Below are 19,857 nucleotides of genomic sequence, written 5' to 3' on the forward strand. Positions count from 1 at the left end.
GCTGTGCCCGCATCAAAAGGACATTAACGATGAACTTCTCGCAGTTCTTCATCCAGCGGCCGATCTTCGCCGCCGTGCTCTCGCTGATCATCCTGATCGGCGGTGCCATCTCGCTGTTCCAGCTGCCGATCAGCGAATACCCGGAAGTGGTGCCGCCCACCGTGGTGGTGCGTGCCGACTTCCCCGGCGCCAACCCCAAGGTGATCGGCGAAACCGTGGCTTCGCCGCTCGAACAGGCCATCGTCGGCGTCGAGGGCATGCTCTACATGTCGTCCCAGGCGACCAACGACGGGCGCATGACGCTGACCATCACCTTCGCCCTGGGCACCAACCTGGATACCGCCCAGGTGCAGGTGCAGAACCGCGTCACCCGCACCATGCCGACGTTGCCCACGGAAGTGCAGCGCCTCGGCGTGACGGTCGACAAGGCGTCGTCTGACATGACCATGGTCGTGCACCTGACCTCGCCCAACGACGCCTACGACATGCTCTACCTGTCCAACTACGCGTCGTTGAACATCAAGGACGAGCTGGCTCGTCTCGATGGCGTCGGCGACGTGCAACTGTTCGGTCTCGGTGACTACTCGATGCGCGTGTGGCTGGACCCGGACAAGGTCGCCTCCCGCGGGCTGACCGCCACCGATGTGGTCAACGCCATCCGCGAGCAGAACCGCCAGGTGGCGGCCGGCTCCCTGGGCGCGCCACCGGCGGCCAGCGACAACAGCTTCCAGCTGTCGATCAATACCCAGGGCCGTCTGGTCAACGAGGAAGAGTTCGAGAACATCGTGGTGCGCGCCGGCGAGAACGGCGAGATCACCCGCCTCAAGGACATCGCCCGCATCGAACTGGGCTCCAAGCAATACGCCCTGCGTTCGCTGCTCAACAACAAGCCCGCCGTGGCCATGCCGATCTTCCAGCGCCCGGGCTCCAACGCCATCGCCATTTCCGATGCGGTGCGCGAGCGCATGGCCGAGCTCAAGCAGAGCTTCCCGGAAGGCGTGGATTACGAAATCGTCTACGACCCGACCATCTTTGTGCGCGGTTCCATCGAAGCGGTGGTGCACACACTGCTCGAAGCCATCGTGCTGGTAGTGCTGGTGGTGATCCTGTTCCTGCAGACCTGGCGCGCCTCGATCATCCCCCTGGCCGCCGTGCCGGTGTCGCTGATCGGCACCTTCGCGGTCATGCACATGTTCGGCTTCTCGCTCAACGCCCTGTCGTTGTTCGGGCTGGTATTGGCCATCGGTATCGTGGTGGATGACGCCATCGTCGTGGTGGAGAACGTCGAACGCAACATCGGCCTCGGCAAGACGCCGCTGGAGGCGACCCGCCAGGCCATGAAGGAAGTCACCGGGCCGATCGTCGCCACCGCCCTGGTGCTCTGCGCCGTGTTCGTGCCGACCGCGTTCATCTCCGGCCTCACCGGGCAGTTCTATCAGCAGTTCGCGCTGACCATCGCCATCTCCACGGTGATCTCCGCCTTCAACTCGCTGACCCTGTCGCCGGCCTTGGCCGCCGTATTGCTCAAAGGTCATCACGAGCCCAAGGACCGCTTCTCGGTGGTGCTCGACCGTTTGTTCGGGCGCTGGCTGTTCAACCCCTTCAACCGCGTGTTCGAACGGGCCAGCCATGGCTACGTCGGCACCGTGCGCCGTGTGGTACGCGGCAGCGGCATCGCCCTGATCGTCTACGCGGGCCTCATGGGGCTGACCTATATGGGCTTTTCCAGCACCCCGACCGGCTTCGTACCGCCCCAGGACAAGCAGTACCTGGTGGCCTTCGCCCAGTTGCCGGACGCCGCCAGCCTGGACCGCAGCGAAGCGGTGATCAAGCGCATGTCGGACATCGCCGCCAAGCACCCTGGCGTGGAAAACACCGTGTCGTTCCCGGGCCTGTCGATCAATGGCTTCACCAACAGCCCGAACAGCGGCATCGTGTTCGTCACCCTCAAGGATTTCGATCAGCGCAAGGACGCATCGCTGAGCGCCAACGCCATTGCCGCCGACCTCAACGGCCAGTTCTCCAGCATTCAGGAGGCCTACATCGCCATCTTCCCGCCACCGCCGGTGATGGGCCTGGGCACCATCGGCGGCTTCCGCGTGCAGCTGCAGGACCGTGGCAGCCTGGGGTACGAAGAGCTTTACAAGCAGACCCAGAACATCATCGCCAAGAGCCAGAACGTGCCGGAGCTGGCCGGGTTGTTCACCAGCTATCAGGTCAACGTGCCCCAGGTGGAAGCCAACCTCGACCGCGAGAAGGCCAAGACCCACGGCGTGGCCATCGATGACATCTTCGACACCATGCAGGTCTACCTCGGCTCGCTGTACGCCAACGACTTCAACCGTTTTGGCCGTACCTACCAGGTCAACGTGCAGGCCGACCAGCGCTTCCGCCTGGACGCCGAGCAGATCGGCCAGCTGAAGGTACGCAACAACCGTGGCGAGATGATCCCGCTGTCGACCTTCGTCAAGGTCAGCGACAGCTCCGGCCCCGACCGGGTGATGCACTACAACGGCTTCATCACCGCCGAGATCAACGGCGCCGCAGCTCCCGGCTACAGCTCCGGCCAGGCCGAAGCGGCGATGGCCAAGCTGCTCAAGGAAGAACTGCCCAACGGCATGAGCTACGAGTGGACCGAGCTGACCTATCAGCAGATCCTCGCCGGCAACACCGCGCTGTTCGTGTTCCCACTTTGCGTGCTGCTGGCCTTCCTGGTGCTGGCCGCCCAGTACGAGAGCTGGAGCCTGCCGCTGGCGGTGATCCTGATCGTACCGACGGTGCTGCTGTCGGCCATTACCGGGGTGATCCTGTCCGGCGGCGACAACAACATCTTCACCCAGATCGGCCTGATCGTATTGGTTGGCCTGGCATGCAAGAACGCGATTCTGATCGTCGAGTTCGCCAAGGAACAGCAGGAGCACGGCCTGGATCGCGTCGCCGCGGTGCTGGAAGCCTGCCGCCTGCGTCTGCGGCCGATCCTGATGACCAGCTTCGCCTTCATCATGGGCGTGGTCCCGCTGGTGCTGTCCAGCGGCGCCGGCGCGGAAATGCGCCATGCCATGGGCGTCGCGGTATTCAGCGGCATGCTCGGCGTGACCTTCTTCGGCCTGCTGCTCACCCCGGTGTTCTACGTACTGATTCGCGCCTTCGTGGAAAAACGCCAGGCGCGCAAACAACAGGCCCGTCTGCAGGAGGCCCAGGCATGAATTCGATGACTCACTTGGTGCCACGCACGCTGCTGATCTCAGCCCTGGCGCTGGCCATCAGCGCCTGCGCGGTCGGCCCGGACTACCAGGCGCCGCAGGATGCCACCGTGGTGTCGGCGCAAGCGGCCCAGGGCCGCTACGACACCGCCCGCTTCGAAGCGCAGTGGTGGCAACAGTTCGACGACCCGACCCTGAATCAACTGGTCGATCAGTCGCTGCAGAACAACCGCGAGCTGCGCGTGGCCTACGCCCGGCTGCGCGCTGCCCGGTCGATTCGCGACGACGTCGCTAACGACCGTCTGCCCACCGTGACCAGCCGGGCCAGCAGCGAAATCGGCAAGGCCCAGCAGCCCGGCGTGACCGAGCAGCGGGTCAATGCCGAGCGTTATGACCTGGGCCTGGACATGGCCTGGGAGCTCGATCTGTTCGGTCGCATCCAGCGCCAGCTGGAAGCCAGCGAGGCGCAGATCGAAGTGGCCCAGGCCGACTATCAGCAGCTGCAGGTCAGCCTGATCGCCGAACTGGTCGACGCCTACGGCACCTTGCGTGGAGCGCAGTTGCGCGAAGGCATCGCCCGCTCCGATCTGCAGAACCAGCAGTCGTCTCGGGACATCATCGAGCGTCGCCGCGAAGTCGGTATGGGCAGCGAGCTGGACGTGCTGCGCTCCGACGCCCGCCTGGCGGCCACCGAAGCGACGCTGCCGCAACTGCAGGCGCAGCAGGTGCGGGCGCGCAACCGCATTGCCACCCTGCTCGGCCAACGCCCGGAGCAACTCAGCGTGGACTTGGCGCCGCGCCCGCTGCCGGCCATTGCCAAGGCACTGCCGATCGGTGACCCGGGCGAGCTGCTGCGTCGCCGGCCGGACGTGCGCGCCGCCGAACGCGAGCTGGCGGCGGCTACCGCCCAGGTCGGCGTGGCCACGGCGGATCTGTTCCCGCGGGTCAGCCTGTCCGGCTTCCTCGGCTTTACCGCCGGCCGCGGCTCGCAGCTCGGCTCCTCGGCAGCGCGCGCCTGGGGCGTGGCGCCAACCATCAGTTGGGCCGCGTTCGACCTTGGCAGCGTCAGGGCCCGCCTGCGCGGCGCCGAAGCGGATGCCGACGGCGCCCTGGCGAGTTACGAGCAGCAGGTGCTGCTGGCCCTTGAGGAATCGGAGAACGCCTTCAGCGACTACGGCAAACGCCAGCAGCGTCTGCTGTCGCTGGTGCGCCAGTCCGAGGCCAGCCGCGCCGCCGCAGCCCAGGCCGCCCTGCAGTACCGCGAAGGCAGCGCTGATTTCCTCGTGCTGCTCGACGCCGAACGCGAACGCCTGGCCGCCGAAGACAGCCAGGCCCAGGCCGAGGTCGAGCTGTATCAGGGCATCGTCGCCATCTACAAGGCCCTGGGTGGCGGTTGGCAGCCGGCCTCCTGAACGCCTTTTCCCTACATGGCCGGTTCGCAGGCCCCTGATGCCCCGCCACTCGAGTTCGAGTGCGGGGTTTTTTTCGGGTTGTGGATGGCTCCCGCGGTTACCGATCCCGCGCTCTGCGTGGAAATGCAGCCATCGACGCTCCGCTTTGCGCACCTAAGCGCTCCGCAGCGCTCGATAGCGGGCACGGAGCGTGGGGAACGATTTCAGTGCCAAGTGACGCCATCTATTGATCAATAGATGTTGACAATTAACAATTTTTGTGTTGTTGGGCAAAAATCAAGAACATAAACTGCGCGCCCCTTCGCTCTGGCTCTAGCCCGGGATTCTTTGCCGATGTCCGTCAACACCCCGCAACAAATCGCCGTGCTGGTCATTCATACCGGCGTGCGCAAAAGTCGCATGCCGCTGCCCAGCGTGCTGATTCTTGGTTTCCTTGCTGGCGCCTTCATCGCGCTTGGTTTTCTCCTGGATATCCGTATCACTGCTCTGATCCCTGCAGAGTGGGAAAGCCTGGCCACGTTGCTGGGCGCGATGGTGTTTCCCCTGGGGTTGATTCTCGTCGTACTGGCCGGCGGTGAACTGCTCACCGGCAACATGATGTACCTGTCCATGGCCTTGTTTTCGCGGCAGATCGGCGCGGCGGCGCTGCTGCGCAACTGGTTCTGGGTGACCCTGGCCAATTTCGTCGGGGCCTTTTTCGTCGCCCTGGCATTCGGCCATTTTCTCGGCGTGATCGAAGGGCCGATTTTGGATAAGACCCTGGCCATCGCCCATGCCAAGGCCAATGCGGGATTCATGCATGCTTTCGTATCCGCCATCGGCTGCAACTGGCTGGTGTGCCTGGGCATCTGGCTGGGCCTGTCGAGCCAACAGGTGGCCGGAAAGATTCTCGCCATGTGGTTCCCGGTGATGGCCTTCGTTGCCATCGGTTTCCAGCACGTGGTGGCCAACATGTTCGTTCTGCCCATGGCCATCCTCAACGGCGAAATGGGCTGGGCAACCTACTTCGCCAACTTCGTGCCGGTGTTCCTCGGCAACATGATCGGCGGTTCGGTATTCGTCGGCCTGGCCTATTACCTGTCGCTGCAGCCGAACATCGAACCGGCGCAATGATACTCGTGACAACCTGATTGTTTTCATCGCAATCCACGATTGCCGTTCAGGGCGCCTTCCGGTACAAACGGCACCTTGCCACCGTAGGCCTTCGCTCCTGGAGAATTGCATGTCCCGCCCCGCCCCGCTGTTGCTGCTGATCGCCCTGGCCAGCGTCCTGATGCTCGCCGGTGCCCTGATTGCCCAGCATGTATTCGGTTGGGAGCCCTGCACCCTGTGCGTGCAGATCCGCCTGTGGCTATGCCTGACCGCCGTCATCGCCCTGCTGCTGAGCGCCGCCTCGGCAGCCCGCCAGACCTGGCTGTCGGTACTGCTGTGGCCCCTGCTGCTCGCTGCCAGCGGCATGGCGCTGATCGACAATGCCCACGTCACGCTGATCGAACTGGGTATCATGGAAAGCAGCAGTTGCTCGCCCTTCCCGTTCTACTACCAGCAGCTGCCTCTGCACGAATACTGGCCTGGCGTGTTCATGAGCGGCGGCGTATGCGGCATGAACGACTACAAGATTCTCGGTGTGCCGTTCACCGCCTGGACACTGGCGAGCATCGCCGCGCTGTTCGTGCTGGTACTCGTCACCCTGTGGCGCAGCATCCGCGGCACGCGCTGAGCCCTTATGCGCAAGGTACTGGTGCTCGGCTACGTGTGGCCGGAGCCGCGTTCGTCTGCCGCTGGCAGCCGCATGCTGGAACTGCTCGGGGTGTTTCGCAGCCAGGGCTGGCAGGTCACCTTCGCCAGCGCTGCGGCATTGTCCACCCATCGTGCCGACCTGGCCACGCTTGCGATCGAGGAAGTCGCCGTCGCCCTGAACTGCGACAGCTTCGATCGCTATGTCGCGAGCTTGCAACCGGATCTGGTGCTGTTCGACCGTTTCTTCACCGAGGAACAGTTCGGCTGGCGTGTGGAGCGGGCCTGGCCAACGGCGCTGCGGGTGCTCGACACCAGTGACCTGCATTGTCTGCGCGACGCCCGCCACGCTTTGCTCAAGGCCAGCCAGCAGGCCTGCGACAACGAAACCCAGCGGCATCAGGTCGGGCCCGTACAGGCATCCCCGCAGCAGCTGTACGCGGCCATGGCGACCGGCGACATGGCCCAGCGCGAAGTGGCGTCGATCTACCGCTGCGACCTGACGCTGATGATCTCCGCGTTCGAGATGCACCTGCTGCAGGAACAGTTCGGCGTGCCGGCGAGCCTCTTGCACGACTGCGCGCTGATGCTGATCCCGCCTGTGCTGGCCGACCTGCCCTTCGCCGAGCGTGCGCATTTCCTGAGCATCGGCAATTTCCGCCATGCGCCCAACTGGGACGCCGTGTTGTGGCTCAAGCACGCCTTATGGCCGCTGATTCGCGCACGCTTGCCCCAGGCGCAGCTGCACGTCTACGGCGCCTACCCGCCCCCCAAGGCCACGGCGCTGCACAACCCCAGGCAGGGCTTTCACGTGTTGGGCTGGGTCGACGACGCGCATCGGGTGATGGCCCAGGCCCGGGTCTGCCTGGCGCCCCTGCGTTTCGGTGCGGGCATCAAGGGCAAGCTGGCCGATGCCATGGCCTGCGGCACGCCCAGCGTGACCACCCGTATCGGCAGCGAAGGCATGCACGGCGAGCTGCCATGGCCGGGGCACGTGAGCGACGACGCCTTGGCCTTTGCCGAGGCGGCCGTGCAGCTTCATGAAGACCCGGCGACGTGGTCGCAAGCGCGTAGCCACATCGCGCCGCTGCTGCAGCAGCGCTTCGATCGCCCGCGGCTCGGCGCCGAACTGCTCACCAGGCTGGAGCAGTTATTGGAGACGCGCGAGCAGCATCGCCAGCTGAACTTCGTCGGCGCCATGCTGCGTCACCACCAGCACAAGAGCACCCAGTACATGTCCCAGTGGATCGCCGCCAAGAACGCACGCGGCGGCTGACCTGACGCAAGCTGGCATTTTGCTAGATCATTGCGCAGCAGGTTCTGCGCGAAAAGTCTCCGAGCGAAGGTCAGGCGAGGCAAAAATCGACGAGGACGCGGAGTTTACGAGCTGTAAATGAGCAGTCCGAGTCGATTTTTAACGAAGCATCACCGAGCGTAGGTACTTTTCGCGCAGAGCCTAGGACGGCTGTCACATATATGGCGCCAGCATTGCAGTAGACTTCGCCTACAATCCTAAGCGGTACCCACGGGCGCTACTGCCAACCGGCGTCCGACCGTAAAAAACAGTCGACAAGAATAAGGTCATCCACATGCTGAAAAAGATCGCTGTCGCGGCCGTCTGCGCCCTGACGCTCACCTCCTACGCCGCCGTCGCCCAGGAAAGCACGCTGGTGATCAAGCTTTCCCATGTGGTGGCGGACGACACGCCCAAGGGCCAGGGCGCCCTGATGTTCCAGCGCCTGGTCGATCAGCGTCTGGAAGGCAAGGTGCGGGTGGAGGTCTACCCCAATTCGTCGCTGTATGGCGATGCCAACGAGCTCGAGGCCCTGCGCAACAACGAGGTGCAGATGCTCGCGCCGTCGCTGGCCAAGTTCGACCAGTACACCAAGCAATTGCAGGTGTTCGACCTGCCGTTCATGTTCGATGACCTGGAAGCCGTCAATCGTTTCCAGAAGCGCGCCAAGGGGCGTCAGCTGCTGCGCTCGATGGAAGATCAGAACATCGTCGGCCTGGCCTATTGGCACAACGGCATGAAACAGATGTCAGCGACCAAGGCCCTGCGCCTGCCAGGGGACGCTGCCGGCCTGAACTTCCGTATCCAGAATTCCAAGGTGCTCGATGCCCAGTTCGCCCAGCTGGGTGCGACCGCGGTGAAGATGCCCTTCGCCGAGGTCTACAAGGGCCTGCAGAGCGGTCAGGTACAGGGCGCTGAAAACCCCTGGTCGAACATTTACAGCCAGCGCCTGCACGAGGTGCAGCCGTTCATCACCGAAACCAACCACGGCGTGCTCGACTACATGCTGATCAGCAACGCGCGCTTCTGGTACGCCATTCCTCACCAGATCCGCACCGAGCTGGAAGCGATCATCGACGAGGTCACCTATGCGGTGAACCGCCAGGCCGAAGAAGCTAACCAGGCCGATCGCCGCCGCATCGAAGCCTCCGGCAAGAGCCAGATCATCAGCCTCACCCCGGAACAGCGCCAGGCCTGGCGCGACGCGATGCAGCCGGTGTGGCAGCAGTTCGAAGCCGAGATCGGCAGCGACGTGATCAAGGCCGCTCAGGTAGTGAACCGCAAGCGCCACGATTGATCGTTCCACAAACGAAAGAGGCCCGCGTTATGCGGGCCTCTTCGTTTTTGCTCCCAGGCTCAGGTGTGCTGCGCCCCTTCGAACCAGGCCAGCTTCTCGCGTAGCAGCACCACTTCCCCGACGATCACCAGGGTTGGCGCATGCACTTCATGCTGCGCCACCAGATCCGGCAGGTTGGCCAGGGTGCCGGTGAATACCCGCTGATTTTCCGTGGTGCCCTGCTGGATCAGCGCTGCTGGCGTGCTGGCAGCACGGCCGTGGGCGACCAGTTGCTGGCAGATGGTCGGCAGGCCGACCAGGCCCATGTAGAACACCAGGGTCTGGCTGGAGGCCACCAGTTCCTGCCAAGGCAGATCGGCGCTGCCGTCCTTCAGGTGGCCGGTGACGAAACGTACCGACTGGGCATGATCGCGATGCGTCAGCGGAATGCCGGCGTAGGCTGAACAGCCGCTGGCCGCGGTGATGCCTGGCACTACCTGGAACGGAATGCCGTGGGCCGCCAGTTGCTCGATCTCCTCGCCGCCACGGCCGAAGATGAACGGGTCGCCGCCCTTTAGGCGCAAAACGCGCTTGCCGGCCTTGGCCAGGTCGATCAGGCGCTGGTTGATCTGCTCCTGGGGCACGGCGTGATCGGCGCGGCGCTTGCCCACGTAGATGCGTTCGGCGTCACGGCGGCACAGCTCGACGATGGCCGGGGCGACCAGGCGGTCGTAGAGCACCACGTCGGCCTGCTGCATCAGGCGCAGCGCGCGGAAGGTCAGCAGATCGGGATCGCCGGGGCCGGCGCCGACCAGGTACACCTCGCCCAGCGCCTGGGGCGCCGCGCCGTTGATCTTGTCTTCGAGCAGGCGGCGAGCTTCACCGAGCTTGCCGGCGAATGCGCTCTCGGCCACCGGGCCCTGGAATACGTCTTCCCAGAAGACGCGGCGCTGCTGTACGTCCGGGAACAGGTTCTTGACCTGGGCACGGAAGATCTTCGCCAAGCCGGCCAACTGGCCATAGGTGGCCGGGATCCAGGTTTCGATCTTGGCGCGAATCAGGCGAGCCAGCACCGGGGCATCGCCACCGCTGCTGACCGCGACGATCAGCGGCGAGCGGTCGACGATGGCCGGGAAGATCACGCTGCACAGCGCCGGCGCATCGACCACGTTGACGGGAATGCCGAGGGCCTGGGCCTGCTCGGAGATCTGCGCATTGAGGGGCACGTCGTCGGTCGCCGCGATGACCAGCGACACGCCCTGCAGGTCGCCTGCCTCGTAGCCACGCAGCAGCAACTCCCCTGCCCCTTGCTCGACGAGGTCACGCAATTCGCTGACCACGTCGGGCGACACCACCCGCAGCGTGCCGCCGGCATCGGCCAGCAGCCGCGCCTTGCGCAAGGCGATTTCGCCACCGCCTACCACCAGCACGCGGCGGTTCTGCAATTTGTGGAACAGGGGAAGGAAGTCCATAGCGAGTCCCGCTTCAGTCGCTCACGGCAGCGACATTGAAAATGGCGACCCCGAGACGAAGCTCGGGGCCTGGTTGGTAAGGTGGGCAGGGGCGCGTAGCGACGCTCTATTGGCCCACCGCTGTAACGGCCGGGCGCTCAGTCGAGCGCCCAAGCCGCTTCAGATGACCTCGATGCCACCCATGTACGGCTTCAGCACGTCCGGTACGCGGATGGTGCCGTCGGCCTGCTGGTAGTTCTCCAGCACGGCCACCAGGGTACGGCCCACCGCGAGGCCGGAGCCGTTGAGGGTGTGCAGCAGCTCGGGCTTGCCGGTTTCCGGGTTGCGATAACGGGCCTGCATACGGCGTGCCTGGAAGTCGCCACAGTTTGAGCACGAGGAGATCTCGCGGTACTTGTCCTGGCTTGGTACCCAGACTTCCAGGTCGTAGGTCTTGGTGGCGCTGAAACCCATGTCGCCGGTGCACAGCGCGAGGACGCGGTACGGCAGTTCGAGCAATTGCAGCACTTTCTCGGCGTGGCCGGTCAGCTCTTCCAGGGCGTCGAAAGACTTGCCCGGCTCGACCACGTGAACCATCTCGACCTTGTCGAACTGGTGCTGGCGAATCATCCCACGGGTGTCACGCCCCGATGCACCTGCCTCGCTGCGGAAGCACGGCGTGTGGGCGACGAACTTCAACGGCAGTTGCTTGGCCTCGACGATCTCGCCGGCAACGATGTTGGTCAGCGACACCTCGGCGGTCGGGATCAGGTAGAAGTCGGCTTCGCCTTCGCGGCTGATCTTGAACAGGTCTTCCTCGAACTTCGGCAACTGGCCGGTGCCCTGCAGCGCAGGCGCCTGCACCAGGTACGGCGTGTAGGCTTCTTCGTAACCATGCTCGGCGGTGTGCAGGTTGATCATGAACTGCGCCAGGGCGCGGTGCAGGCGGGCGATCGGGCCACGCAGCAGGGCGAAGCGCGCGCCGGACAGCTTGGCGGCGGTTTCGAAATCCAGCCAGCCGTGCTGCTCGCCAAGGCTGACGTGATCCTGCACGGCGAAATCGAAAGCACGCGGCGTACCCCAGCGACGCACCTCGACGTTGTCGTCTTCATCGGCGCCCACCGGCACCGACTCATGCGGCAGGTTGGGGATGCTCAGCAGCAGGTTATCCAGTTCGACCTGGATGGCGTCCAGTTCGCGCTTGCCCTCTTCCAGCTCGTTGCCCATGCGGTCGACATCGGCCAGCAGCGGCGCGATGTCTTCACCGCGCTGCTTGGCCTGGCCGATGGACTTGGATCGACTGTTGCGCTCGGCCTGCAGTTGCTCGGTGCGGGTCTGAACGGACTTGCGCTGCGCCTCGAGGGCTTCGACGCGGGTCACGTCCAGTTCATAGCCACGGGTGGCCAGACGCTGGGCAATTTCGTGCAGTTGGCTGCGCACCAGTTTGGAGTCGAGCATTTCAGGTTCTCGTCGATCAGAGTTTGGTTAGCGAAAGGCCTGCCCAGGTGGCGAGCAGGCCGCCCAGGACACTCACTGCCACATAGGCCAGGGCCAGTGGCGCCTGGCTGCCTTCCAGCAGGCGCAGGGTGTCCAGGGAAAACGAAGAAAATGTGGTGAAACCGCCCAGCACGCCGACGATCAGCCCTGCCCGAACGGGCAGCGGCACCTCGGGGCGCATCAGGAACAGGCCGTAGAGTACCCCGATCAGCAGGCAGCCGACGAGGTTGACGATCAAGGTGGCGCCATAAAAATGCTGTGGCCAGTTGGCGTTGACCCAGTTGCCAGTGAAAAACCGCGCCAGGGTGCCCAGGGCGCCGCCGACGGCAACCGCGACGATGGTCGTGATCATGGCTTTCTCCGCTGCCGGGGGCTGTTGGCATCCTGATTGGCCAGATGGGCCAGCTTGTCGCGAATTTTCAATTCCAGACCGCGCGGCACCGGTTCGTAATAGCGCCGCGGTTCGAGGTCTTCCGGGAAGTAGTCTTCGCCTGCCGCATAGGCATCGGGCTCGTCGTGGGCGTAGCGGTATTCATCGCCGTAGCCGAGCTCCTTCATCAGTTTGGTCGGTGCGTTGCGCAGGTGCAGCGGCACTTCCCGGGAGCCATTTTCGGCGATATCGCGCTTGGCGGCCTTGAAGGCCATGTATACGGCGTTGCTCTTCGGCGCACAGGCCAGGTAGACGATGGCCTGTGCCACGGCCAGCTCGCCCTCGGGGCTGCCCAGGCGTTCCTGCACGTCCCAGGCGTTCAGGCACAGGGTCAGGGCGCGCGGGTCGGCGTTGCCGATATCCTCGCTGGCCATGCGCACCACACGGCGGGCGATGTACAACGGATCGCAGCCACCGTCGAGCATGCGTGCGAACCAGTACAGCGCACCGTCCGGGCTGGATCCGCGAATCGATTTGTGCAGCGCGGAGATCTGGTCGTAGAACGCCTCACCGCCCTTGTCGAAACGCCTACGCGTGTCGCCAAGCAGGTCGAGCAGCAGCTCGGTGCTGATCTCGCCGCCGTCATCGGCCAGGTCCGCCGCGTTCTCGAGGAAATTGAGAAATCGCCGGCCGTCACCGTCCGCGGCGCTCTTCAGAATCTCGAAGCTTTCTTCCGGCAGCGTCAGGTGGCGCTCGCCAAGCCCTTTGGGCTCGTTCAGGGCGCGGTTTACCAGCTTGCGCAGCGCAGCGTCGTCGAGGCTCTTGAGCACATAGACGCGGGCGCGGGACAGCAAGGCGTTGTTGAGTTCGAAGGACGGGTTTTCGGTGGTCGCACCGATGAAGATCAGCGTGCCGTCTTCGACATAGGGCAGAAAGGCGTCCTGCTGGGACTTGTTGAAACGATGCACTTCGTCGACGAACAGGATGGTGCGCCGGCCATACTGGGCCGCATGCTGCTGGGCGACCTCAACGGCCTGGCGGATTTCCTTGACCCCGGACAGCACCGCGGAAATGGTCTCGAAATGCGCGTCGGTAACCTGGGCCAGGAGACGCGCCAGGGTTGTCTTGCCGACCCCGGGCGGGCCCCAGAAGATCATCGAATGCAGGGCGCCCAGCTCCAAGGCTTCGCGCAGCGGTTTGCCGCGGGCCAGCAAGTGCTCCTGACCGACGTATTCGTCCAGCGTGGTCGCCCGCAAACGGGCGGCCAGAGGCTGGGCGACGGGCGCGCTGCGAAACAAATCCACGACGACCTACTCTTGGATGACGTCCGCACCCTCAGGGATTTCGAAGCTGAACTGCTTGTCATCCAGAGGCTGGTTCATCTTCACGCTCATGAACAGGATGTTGGTGCGCTGGCCGATGCTGTCGATCAGTTGCATGTCGTTGAGCACGCCGTTGCGGAAGGACAGGCGCAGGCTGTCGAACAGGGTGTCCTTGGACTTCGGCTTGAGGATGAAGTCCACCACATTGCCACCTTCCTTGAAGGTGATCTCGAAGTTCTCGCGAATCTGCGACACGTCGCCGGACAGCAGCAGCGCCGGCGTGTGGGTCAGACGCTGGTCGAGGGACTGAATGGTGACCTGCTCCAGGTCCGGGTCATACAGCCAGACCTGCTTGCCGTCGGAAACCAGCAGCTGCTCCATCGGCTCGTCGGTGTGCCAGCGGAACAGGCCCGGGCGCTTGAGTGCCAGCTCGCCAGCGGTTTCCTGCAGCTGAGTGCCGCTGCCATCGAGCGACAGCTGGGAAAAGCGTGCGGTGATGGTCTGCGCCTGGTTGAGCAGCTCGGTCAGGCGTTTGACCGCCGCCTCGTCGTCAGCGTGGGCGAACAGGCTGGCCGTGGTGAGAACGGCGAGCAGCATCAGGCGAATCAGGCGCATGTGAATCCTCTGTCGGAGTTAATCGCGGCTCGAACCAGGTGCGATGACCTCGCGCGAGCCGTTGGTGTTCATCGGGGTGACGACGCCGGCCATTTCCATGGCTTCGATCATGCGAGCAGCGCGGTTGTAGCCGATCTTCAGCTTGCGCTGCACCGAAGAGATCGAGGCGCGACGGCTCTCCAGTACGAAGTTGACCGCTTCGTCGTACAAAGGATCACTCTCGCTGTCTTCACCGCCCTCGCCGCCGCTGCCGCCGTCGAAGCCACCGCCGCCTTCTTCGGCGCCGGCGAGGATGTCTTCGTTGTAATCCGGTGCGCCGCGCAGTTTCCACGCTTCCACCACGCGGTGCACTTCGTCATCGGATACGAAGGCGCCGTGCACGCGGATCGGCAGGCTGGTGCCCGGCGGCATATAGAGCATGTCGCCATGGCCGAGCAGCTGTTCGGCGCCGCCCTGGTCGATGATGGTGCGCGAGTCGATCTTGCTCGATACCTGGAACGCCATACGGGTCGGGATGTTGGCCTTGATCAGACCGGTGATCACGTCCACCGAGGGGCGCTGGGTGGCGAGAATCAGGTGGATACCAGCCGCACGCGCTTTCTGGGCGATACGGGCGATCAGTTCTTCGACCTTCTTGCCGACGATCATCATCATGTCGGCGAATTCGTCGACCACGACCACGATGGTTGGCAGCGGCTTGAGCAGCGGTGCTTCGTCTTCCATGCTCTCGCGGCGATACAGCGGGTCGGCCAGCGGTTCGCCGGCTTCGATGGCGTCCTTGACCTTGCGGTTGAAGCCCGCCAGGTTGCGCACGCCCATCTTCGACATCAGCTTGTAGCGGCGCTCCATCTCGGCAACGCTCCAACGCAGGGCGTTGGCCGCCTCCTTCATATCGGTAACCACCGGGCACAGCAGGTGCGGAATGCCTTCGTAGATCGACAGTTCGAGCATCTTCGGGTCGATCATGATCAGCCGCGCGTCTTCCGGGCTCGACTTGAACAGGATCGACAGGATCATCGCGTTGACGCCCACCGACTTACCAGAACCGGTGGTACCGGCCACCAGCAGGTGCGGCATCTTCGCCAGGTCGGTGATCACCGGCTTGCCGCCGATGTCGTGGCCCAGGGCCAGGGCCACCGGCGACTTGGCGTCGTCGTATTCCGGGGTGGACAGCACTTCGGAGAAGCGCACGATCTGGCGGTTCTCGTTGGGAATTTCGATACCCACGGTGGTCTTGCCGGGAATCACTTCCACGACGCGCACGCTGGTCACCGCCAGCGAACGCGCCAGGTCCTTGGCCAGGTTGGCGATACGGCTGACCTTGACGCCGGCCGCCGGCTGGATTTCGTAGCGGGTGATCACCGGGCCCGGATGGATCGAATCCACCGTGACCTCGACGCCGAACTCCTTGAGCTTGATTTCCAGCAGGTGGCCGACGCCAGCCAGGGATTCGGGCGAGTACTCGACCTTCTTGGCCTCGGCCGGGTCGAGCAGGGAAATGGGCGGCAAGGTGCCTTCCACGGCGCTGTCGACGAACAGCGGCACCTGTTTTTCCTTCTGCACGCGCTTGCTCGGCTCCGGCGCCTTGGGCGCTATCGGTGCGGAAATGACTGGCGCCGGTCGGCTTTCACGCTCGGTCATGTGCTTGTTGAGCGACTCTTCACGCTCGATCAGGCGTTCCTTGACCTTGGCCTGCTCGCGGCGGTCCTTGACCACCGGGGCGGCGACGTCATGCACGCGCTCGTCCACTTCCCGCAACTGGGCGACCAGCTGTTTGCGATCCTGGCGCGAGCTCCACCAGCGGTTGACCACGCTCTGCACCAGTTCCAGCAGGTCGAGGGTGATCTTGCCGGTCAGGTCCATGACCTTGAACCAGGACAGGTCGGTGAACACGGTCAGGCCGAACAGGAACAGGGCAATGAACAGCAGCGTGCTGCCCTGTACGTTGAGCGCTGCGACGGTCAGTTGCCCGAGGCTCTCGCCCAGCGCACCGCCGGCGGAAGCCGGCATGTTGGCGCCGCTCTGGAAGTGAATGTAGGCCAGCGCCGCCCCGGACAGCACCAGAAACACCAGGCCGATCAGCCGCCAGGAGAACAGCCAGCCGCTCCAGTGCCACGGCTCGTGGCGTGCGCGAAACACCTGCAGGGCCTTGATGCCCAGCAGCAGCGGAAACAGATAGGCGAAATAGCCCAAGGCCATGAACAGCACATCGGCGAACCAGGCGCCGGCTCGCCCCGCGGCGTTGTGCACCTGCTCGACGTTGCTGGTGTGCGTCCAGCCCGGATCGGCCGGGTCGTAGGTGAGCAACGCCATCCACACGTAGAGACACAGCGCACCGAGAGCGATCAGGGCGCCCTCTTTGAGGCGATATGGCAATTGCTGACGCCAGGCCGGCGCCGGTGCTGTAGAGCTAGAGTTCTTCAAAACGCATCTGTTCCTGCGCTGCTTAGCGCGCCGAATGATCGGTGGAGGACGAAACGCCGCCATTGTACGGCATGCCGCCGGTGCATTGGGGAACCGATCGCCCGGCTGGCTCCCGCTCGTCCCGTGCTTCGGTGTAGCATAGCGGCCACTATTCGTCCGTGCGGCTCAATTTGAGCATGCATTCTCTTTTGTGACAAAGGCTTATGAGGTGTTTTTATGAGCGAAGTCAAGCATTCCCGCCTGATTATCCTGGGCTCCGGGCCGGCCGGTTACAGCGCCGCCGTATACGCCGCTCGTGCCAATCTGAAGCCTGTCATCATCACCGGTATTCAGCCTGGCGGTCAGCTGACCACCACCACCGAGGTCGACAACTGGCCGGGTGACGTGGAAGGGCTGACGGGACCGGGGCTGATGGAGCGCATGCAGAAACACGCGGAGCGCTTCGAAACCGAGATCATCTACGACCACATCCACACCGCCGAGTTGCAGAGCCGTCCGTTCACCCTCAAGGGTGACAGCGGCACCTACACTTGCGATGCGCTGATCATCGCCACCGGCGCTTCGGCGCAGTATCTGGGCCTGCCCTCCGAAGAAGCGTTCGCCGGCAAGGGCGTTTCCGCCTGCGCGACCTGCGACGGTTTCTTCTACCGCAACCAGGTGGTCGCGGTCATCGGCGGCGGCAACACCGCCGTGGAAGAAGCGCTGTACCTGTCCAACATCGCCAAGGAAGTGCACCTGGTGCATCGCCGCGACAAGCTGCGCTCGGAGAAGATCCTGCAGGACAAGATCTTCGACAAGGCGGCCAACGGCAATATCAAGCTGCACTGGAACCACACCCTGGAAGAAGTGCTGGGCGACACCACTGGCGTGACCGGCGCGCGCCTGCGCAGCACCCAGGACGGCACCACCAGCGACCTGCCATTGGCCGGCGTGTTCATCGCCATCGGTCACAAGCCGAACACCGACCTGTTCCAAGGCCAACTGGAAATGCGTGACGGCTACCTGCTGGTCAAGGGCGGCAGCGAAGGCAACGCCACGGCCACCAGCATCGAGGGCGTGTTCGCCGCCGGTGACGTGGCCGATCACGTCTATCGCCAGGCCATCACCTCGGCCGGTGCGGGCTGCATGGCCGCCCTGGATGTCGAGAAGTTCCTCGACGACAACTGAGGCTCCGGGCGGGGTGACTCCCGCCCTCCCCCGCTGCGGTCTCGCCAATGCTTACCTGGTTGCAACGCGACTCCCTGACCTTTCCGCCGCTCGACAAGGCGCTGCGCGAACCCAATGGCCTGCTGGCCGCTGGCGGCGACCTGCGCGCCGAGCGGCTGATCGCCGCCTATCGGCACGGCTGCTTTCCCTGGTACCAGGATGGGCAGCCGCTGCTGTGGTGGTCGCCCGACCCGCGTACCGTGCTGTTTCCCAGCGAATTGCATGTGTCGCGCAGCCTGCGCAAAGTCATCCGCCAAGGTTATTTTCAGGTGACCTTCGACCAGGCGTTCACTGATGTCATACGCGCCTGCGCGGCGCCTCGCGACTACGCGGATGGCACCTGGATCACCACGCCCATGCAACAGGCCTATATCGACCTGCACGAGCGCGGCGTCGCGCATAGCGTCGAGGTGTGGCAGGACCAGCAACTGGTCGGCGGGCTTTACGGTCTGGCCATGGGCAGGCTGTTCTTCGGTGAGTCGATGTTCAGCCGGGCCGACAATGCCTCAAAGGTCGGTTTCACCAGCCTGGTCGAGCAACTCCAGGCCTGGCAGTTCGAACTGATCGACTGCCAGATGCCGACCCAGCACCTGCACAGCCTCGGCGCCCGCGCGATCAGCCGCCAGGCGTTCGCCGGCTATCTGGAGCGTTTTCTGGATCAGCCCAGCCTGGCCGACTGGCACGGCGCTGGCGACCGGTGACGAGCGCCGTTCTGGCTCGCAGCCCGGCACTGGCATACACTGATTCCAGGCCATTCCCGGGAGTCGATCATGACTGAGCTGGCTCGCCTGAAGTTCTACGCCACGCAACCCCATCCCTGCAGCTACCTGCTCGAGGAACAGGCCACCACGCTGTTTCTCGACCCCAGCCAGCCGATGGACGCGGACATGTATGCCGAGCTCTCCGAGCTGGGCTTCCGGCGTAGCGGCGATCACCTCTATCGCCCGCATTGTCAGCGCTGCACGGCCTGCGTGCCGGCGCGGATTCCGGCTGCCCGCTTTGCCCCCAATCGGCAGCAGCGGCGTATCCTCAAACGTAATGAGTCGCTTGAGGTTCGTGCGGTAAGGCCTTGTTTCAACGAAGAATATTATCAGCTCTACGCGCGCTACATCGAGCAGCGTCATGCCGACGGCGACATGTATCCGCCCAGCCGTGAGCAGTTCTCCACGTTTCTGGTGCGCGACCTTTCTTTCTCCTGCTTCTTCGAATTTCGCGAACAGGGCCGGCTGCTCGCCATCGCCGTGACCGACGTATTGCCCAATGGCCTGTCGGCGGTCTACACCTTCTACGATCCGGACGAAGAGCGCCGCAGCCTGGGTCGCTACGCCATTCTCTGGCAAATCGGCGAAGCGCTGCGCCTGAATCTGCAGGCCGTATATCTTGGCTACTGGATCAAGAACTGCAGGAAGATGAACTACAAGACCCAGTACCGCCCCATCGAGCTATTCGTCAATCAGCGCTGGGTCGCTCTGACCTGAAATCGACGATTTTCCTGGCCTTTCGCTGCTGAAACAGAGGCAGCCCCTTGGCGTCAACCCTTGTTTTCAGGCACAATGCTTGCCGCTTTTGCCTGGGGCCAGTTGCGCCGGGCCATTCTCTGGATACCGAGGGCTTTACTGCATGTCGAAAGAAGACAGCTTCGAAATGGAAGGCACTGTCGTCGACACCCTGCCCAACACCATGTTTCGCGTGGAGTTGGAAAACGGGCACGTCGTTACCGCGCACATCTCCGGAAAGATGCGCAAGAATTACATCCGCATTCTGACTGGTGACAAGGTTCGCGTAGAGCTGACCCCGTACGACCTGAGCAAAGGTCGCATCACCTATCGCGCTCGCTAACAGGGCAAGAGCACGATTCACTGCTCTGCTCCAGTGACCAATAAAAAGCCCGGTATCTCTGCCTAATGCTGTTCACTTAAGCATTTGAGTCCAAGCCGGGGTTTCTAGAAAATCCGATACCAGCCTCCTGGTATCGGATTTTTTATGCCCATTCAGCAGCAACTGCTCGACCTCGGCGATCTCTTCAACTTCTCCGACCTCAGCACTTTCA

The 19,857-nt window shown here is 63.9% G+C and carries 16 protein-coding genes; 10 read left to right on the forward strand and 6 right to left on the reverse strand.

Going from position 1 to position 19,857, the window contains the following annotated elements; genetic code table 11:
* Window positions 1-29 precede the first annotated feature (29 nt).
* The 6 genes from BVH06_RS07980 to BVH06_RS08005 all read left to right on the forward strand — a co-directional run bounded on the left by BVH06_RS07980 (window position 30) and on the right by BVH06_RS08005 (window position 8,943).
* Window positions 30-3,206: an efflux RND transporter permease subunit gene (locus tag BVH06_RS07980; RefSeq protein WP_075930282.1), complete on the forward strand. Its 3,177-nt coding sequence runs from the start codon at window positions 30-32 to the stop codon at window positions 3,204-3,206.
* A 5-nt stretch (window positions 3,207-3,211) separates the two neighbouring features.
* The gene (locus BVH06_RS07985) at window positions 3,212-4,615 is read left to right on the forward strand and encodes an efflux transporter outer membrane subunit (protein ID WP_371915272.1); all 1,404 of its coding nucleotides are present in this window, start codon (window positions 3,212-3,214) and stop codon (window positions 4,613-4,615) included.
* 333 nt (window positions 4,616-4,948) lie between these two features.
* On the forward strand, window positions 4,949-5,728 hold the full coding sequence (locus BVH06_RS07990; protein WP_075933715.1) for a formate/nitrite transporter family protein: 780 nt from the start codon (window positions 4,949-4,951) through the stop codon (window positions 5,726-5,728).
* A 109-nt stretch (window positions 5,729-5,837) separates the two neighbouring features.
* Window positions 5,838-6,335, forward strand: coding sequence for a disulfide bond formation protein B (locus tag BVH06_RS07995; RefSeq protein WP_075930284.1), 498 nt, complete (start codon window positions 5,838-5,840; stop codon window positions 6,333-6,335).
* A gap of 6 nt (window positions 6,336-6,341) precedes the next feature.
* The gene (locus tag BVH06_RS08000) at window positions 6,342-7,628 is read left to right on the forward strand and encodes a glycosyltransferase family 4 protein (protein ID WP_075933716.1); all 1,287 of its coding nucleotides are present in this window, start codon (window positions 6,342-6,344) and stop codon (window positions 7,626-7,628) included.
* A 313-nt stretch (window positions 7,629-7,941) separates the two neighbouring features.
* Entirely contained in the window at window positions 7,942-8,943 is a 1,002-nt protein-coding gene (locus BVH06_RS08005) for a TRAP transporter substrate-binding protein (RefSeq protein ID WP_075930286.1), read from the forward strand.
* 59 nt (window positions 8,944-9,002) lie between these two features.
* Here the strand turns inward: BVH06_RS08005 and cysG are convergent, their stop codons facing one another.
* From cysG to ftsK, 6 genes are all read right to left on the reverse strand, one after another.
* Window positions 9,003-10,394: a siroheme synthase CysG gene (gene cysG / locus BVH06_RS08010; RefSeq protein ID WP_075933717.1), complete on the reverse strand. Its 1,392-nt coding sequence runs from the start codon at window positions 10,392-10,394 to the stop codon at window positions 9,003-9,005.
* A 159-nt stretch (window positions 10,395-10,553) separates the two neighbouring features.
* A complete protein-coding gene (serS, locus tag BVH06_RS08015) occupies window positions 10,554-11,831 on the reverse strand; it encodes a serine--tRNA ligase (protein ID WP_075930288.1) in 1,278 nt (425 codons plus the stop codon).
* Between the two features lie 16 nt (window positions 11,832-11,847).
* Window positions 11,848-12,222 carry a fluoride efflux transporter CrcB gene (gene crcB / locus BVH06_RS08020; protein ID WP_075930289.1) on the reverse strand — a complete coding sequence of 125 codons (375 nt, stop codon included), beginning with the start codon at window positions 12,220-12,222 and terminating at the stop codon, window positions 11,848-11,850.
* Window positions 12,219-13,544, reverse strand: a complete 1,326-nt coding sequence (locus BVH06_RS08025; protein ID WP_075933718.1) for a replication-associated recombination protein A — start codon at window positions 13,542-13,544, stop codon at window positions 12,219-12,221. Before BVH06_RS08025 ends, crcB begins: the two co-directional genes overlap by 4 nt.
* A 6-nt stretch (window positions 13,545-13,550) precedes the next feature.
* Entirely contained in the window at window positions 13,551-14,177 is a 627-nt protein-coding gene (lolA, locus tag BVH06_RS08030; RefSeq protein ID WP_075930291.1) for an outer membrane lipoprotein chaperone LolA, read from the reverse strand.
* 18 nt (window positions 14,178-14,195) lie between these two features.
* Window positions 14,196-16,601 carry a DNA translocase FtsK gene (ftsK, locus tag BVH06_RS08035; protein ID WP_075933719.1) on the reverse strand — a complete coding sequence of 802 codons (2,406 nt, stop codon included), beginning with the start codon at window positions 16,599-16,601 and terminating at the stop codon, window positions 14,196-14,198.
* 216 nt (window positions 16,602-16,817) lie between these two features.
* On the opposite strand from ftsK, the gene trxB reads away from it, so the two are divergent.
* The 4 genes from trxB to infA all read left to right on the forward strand — a co-directional run bounded on the left by trxB (window position 16,818) and on the right by infA (window position 19,646).
* Entirely contained in the window at window positions 16,818-17,768 is a 951-nt protein-coding gene (gene trxB / locus BVH06_RS08040; RefSeq protein WP_075933720.1) for a thioredoxin-disulfide reductase, read from the forward strand.
* A gap of 47 nt (window positions 17,769-17,815) precedes the next feature.
* Entirely contained in the window at window positions 17,816-18,508 is a 693-nt protein-coding gene (gene aat / locus BVH06_RS08045; RefSeq protein ID WP_075933721.1) for a leucyl/phenylalanyl-tRNA--protein transferase, read from the forward strand.
* Window positions 18,509-18,577: 69 nt separating this feature from the next.
* Window positions 18,578-19,285 (forward strand): arginyltransferase, encoded by a 708-nt coding sequence (locus tag BVH06_RS08050; protein WP_075930294.1) that lies wholly within the window; start codon window positions 18,578-18,580, stop codon window positions 19,283-19,285.
* Window positions 19,286-19,427: 142 nt separating this feature from the next.
* The gene (gene infA, locus BVH06_RS08055) at window positions 19,428-19,646 is read left to right on the forward strand and encodes a translation initiation factor IF-1 (protein ID WP_002553999.1); all 219 of its coding nucleotides are present in this window, start codon (window positions 19,428-19,430) and stop codon (window positions 19,644-19,646) included.
* Window positions 19,647-19,857 lie beyond the last annotated feature (211 nt).

Origin of the sequence: Pseudomonas sp. PA27(2017) (assembly GCF_001945445.1) — a bacterium.
Lineage (GTDB): Bacteria > Pseudomonadota > Gammaproteobacteria > Pseudomonadales > Pseudomonadaceae > Aquipseudomonas.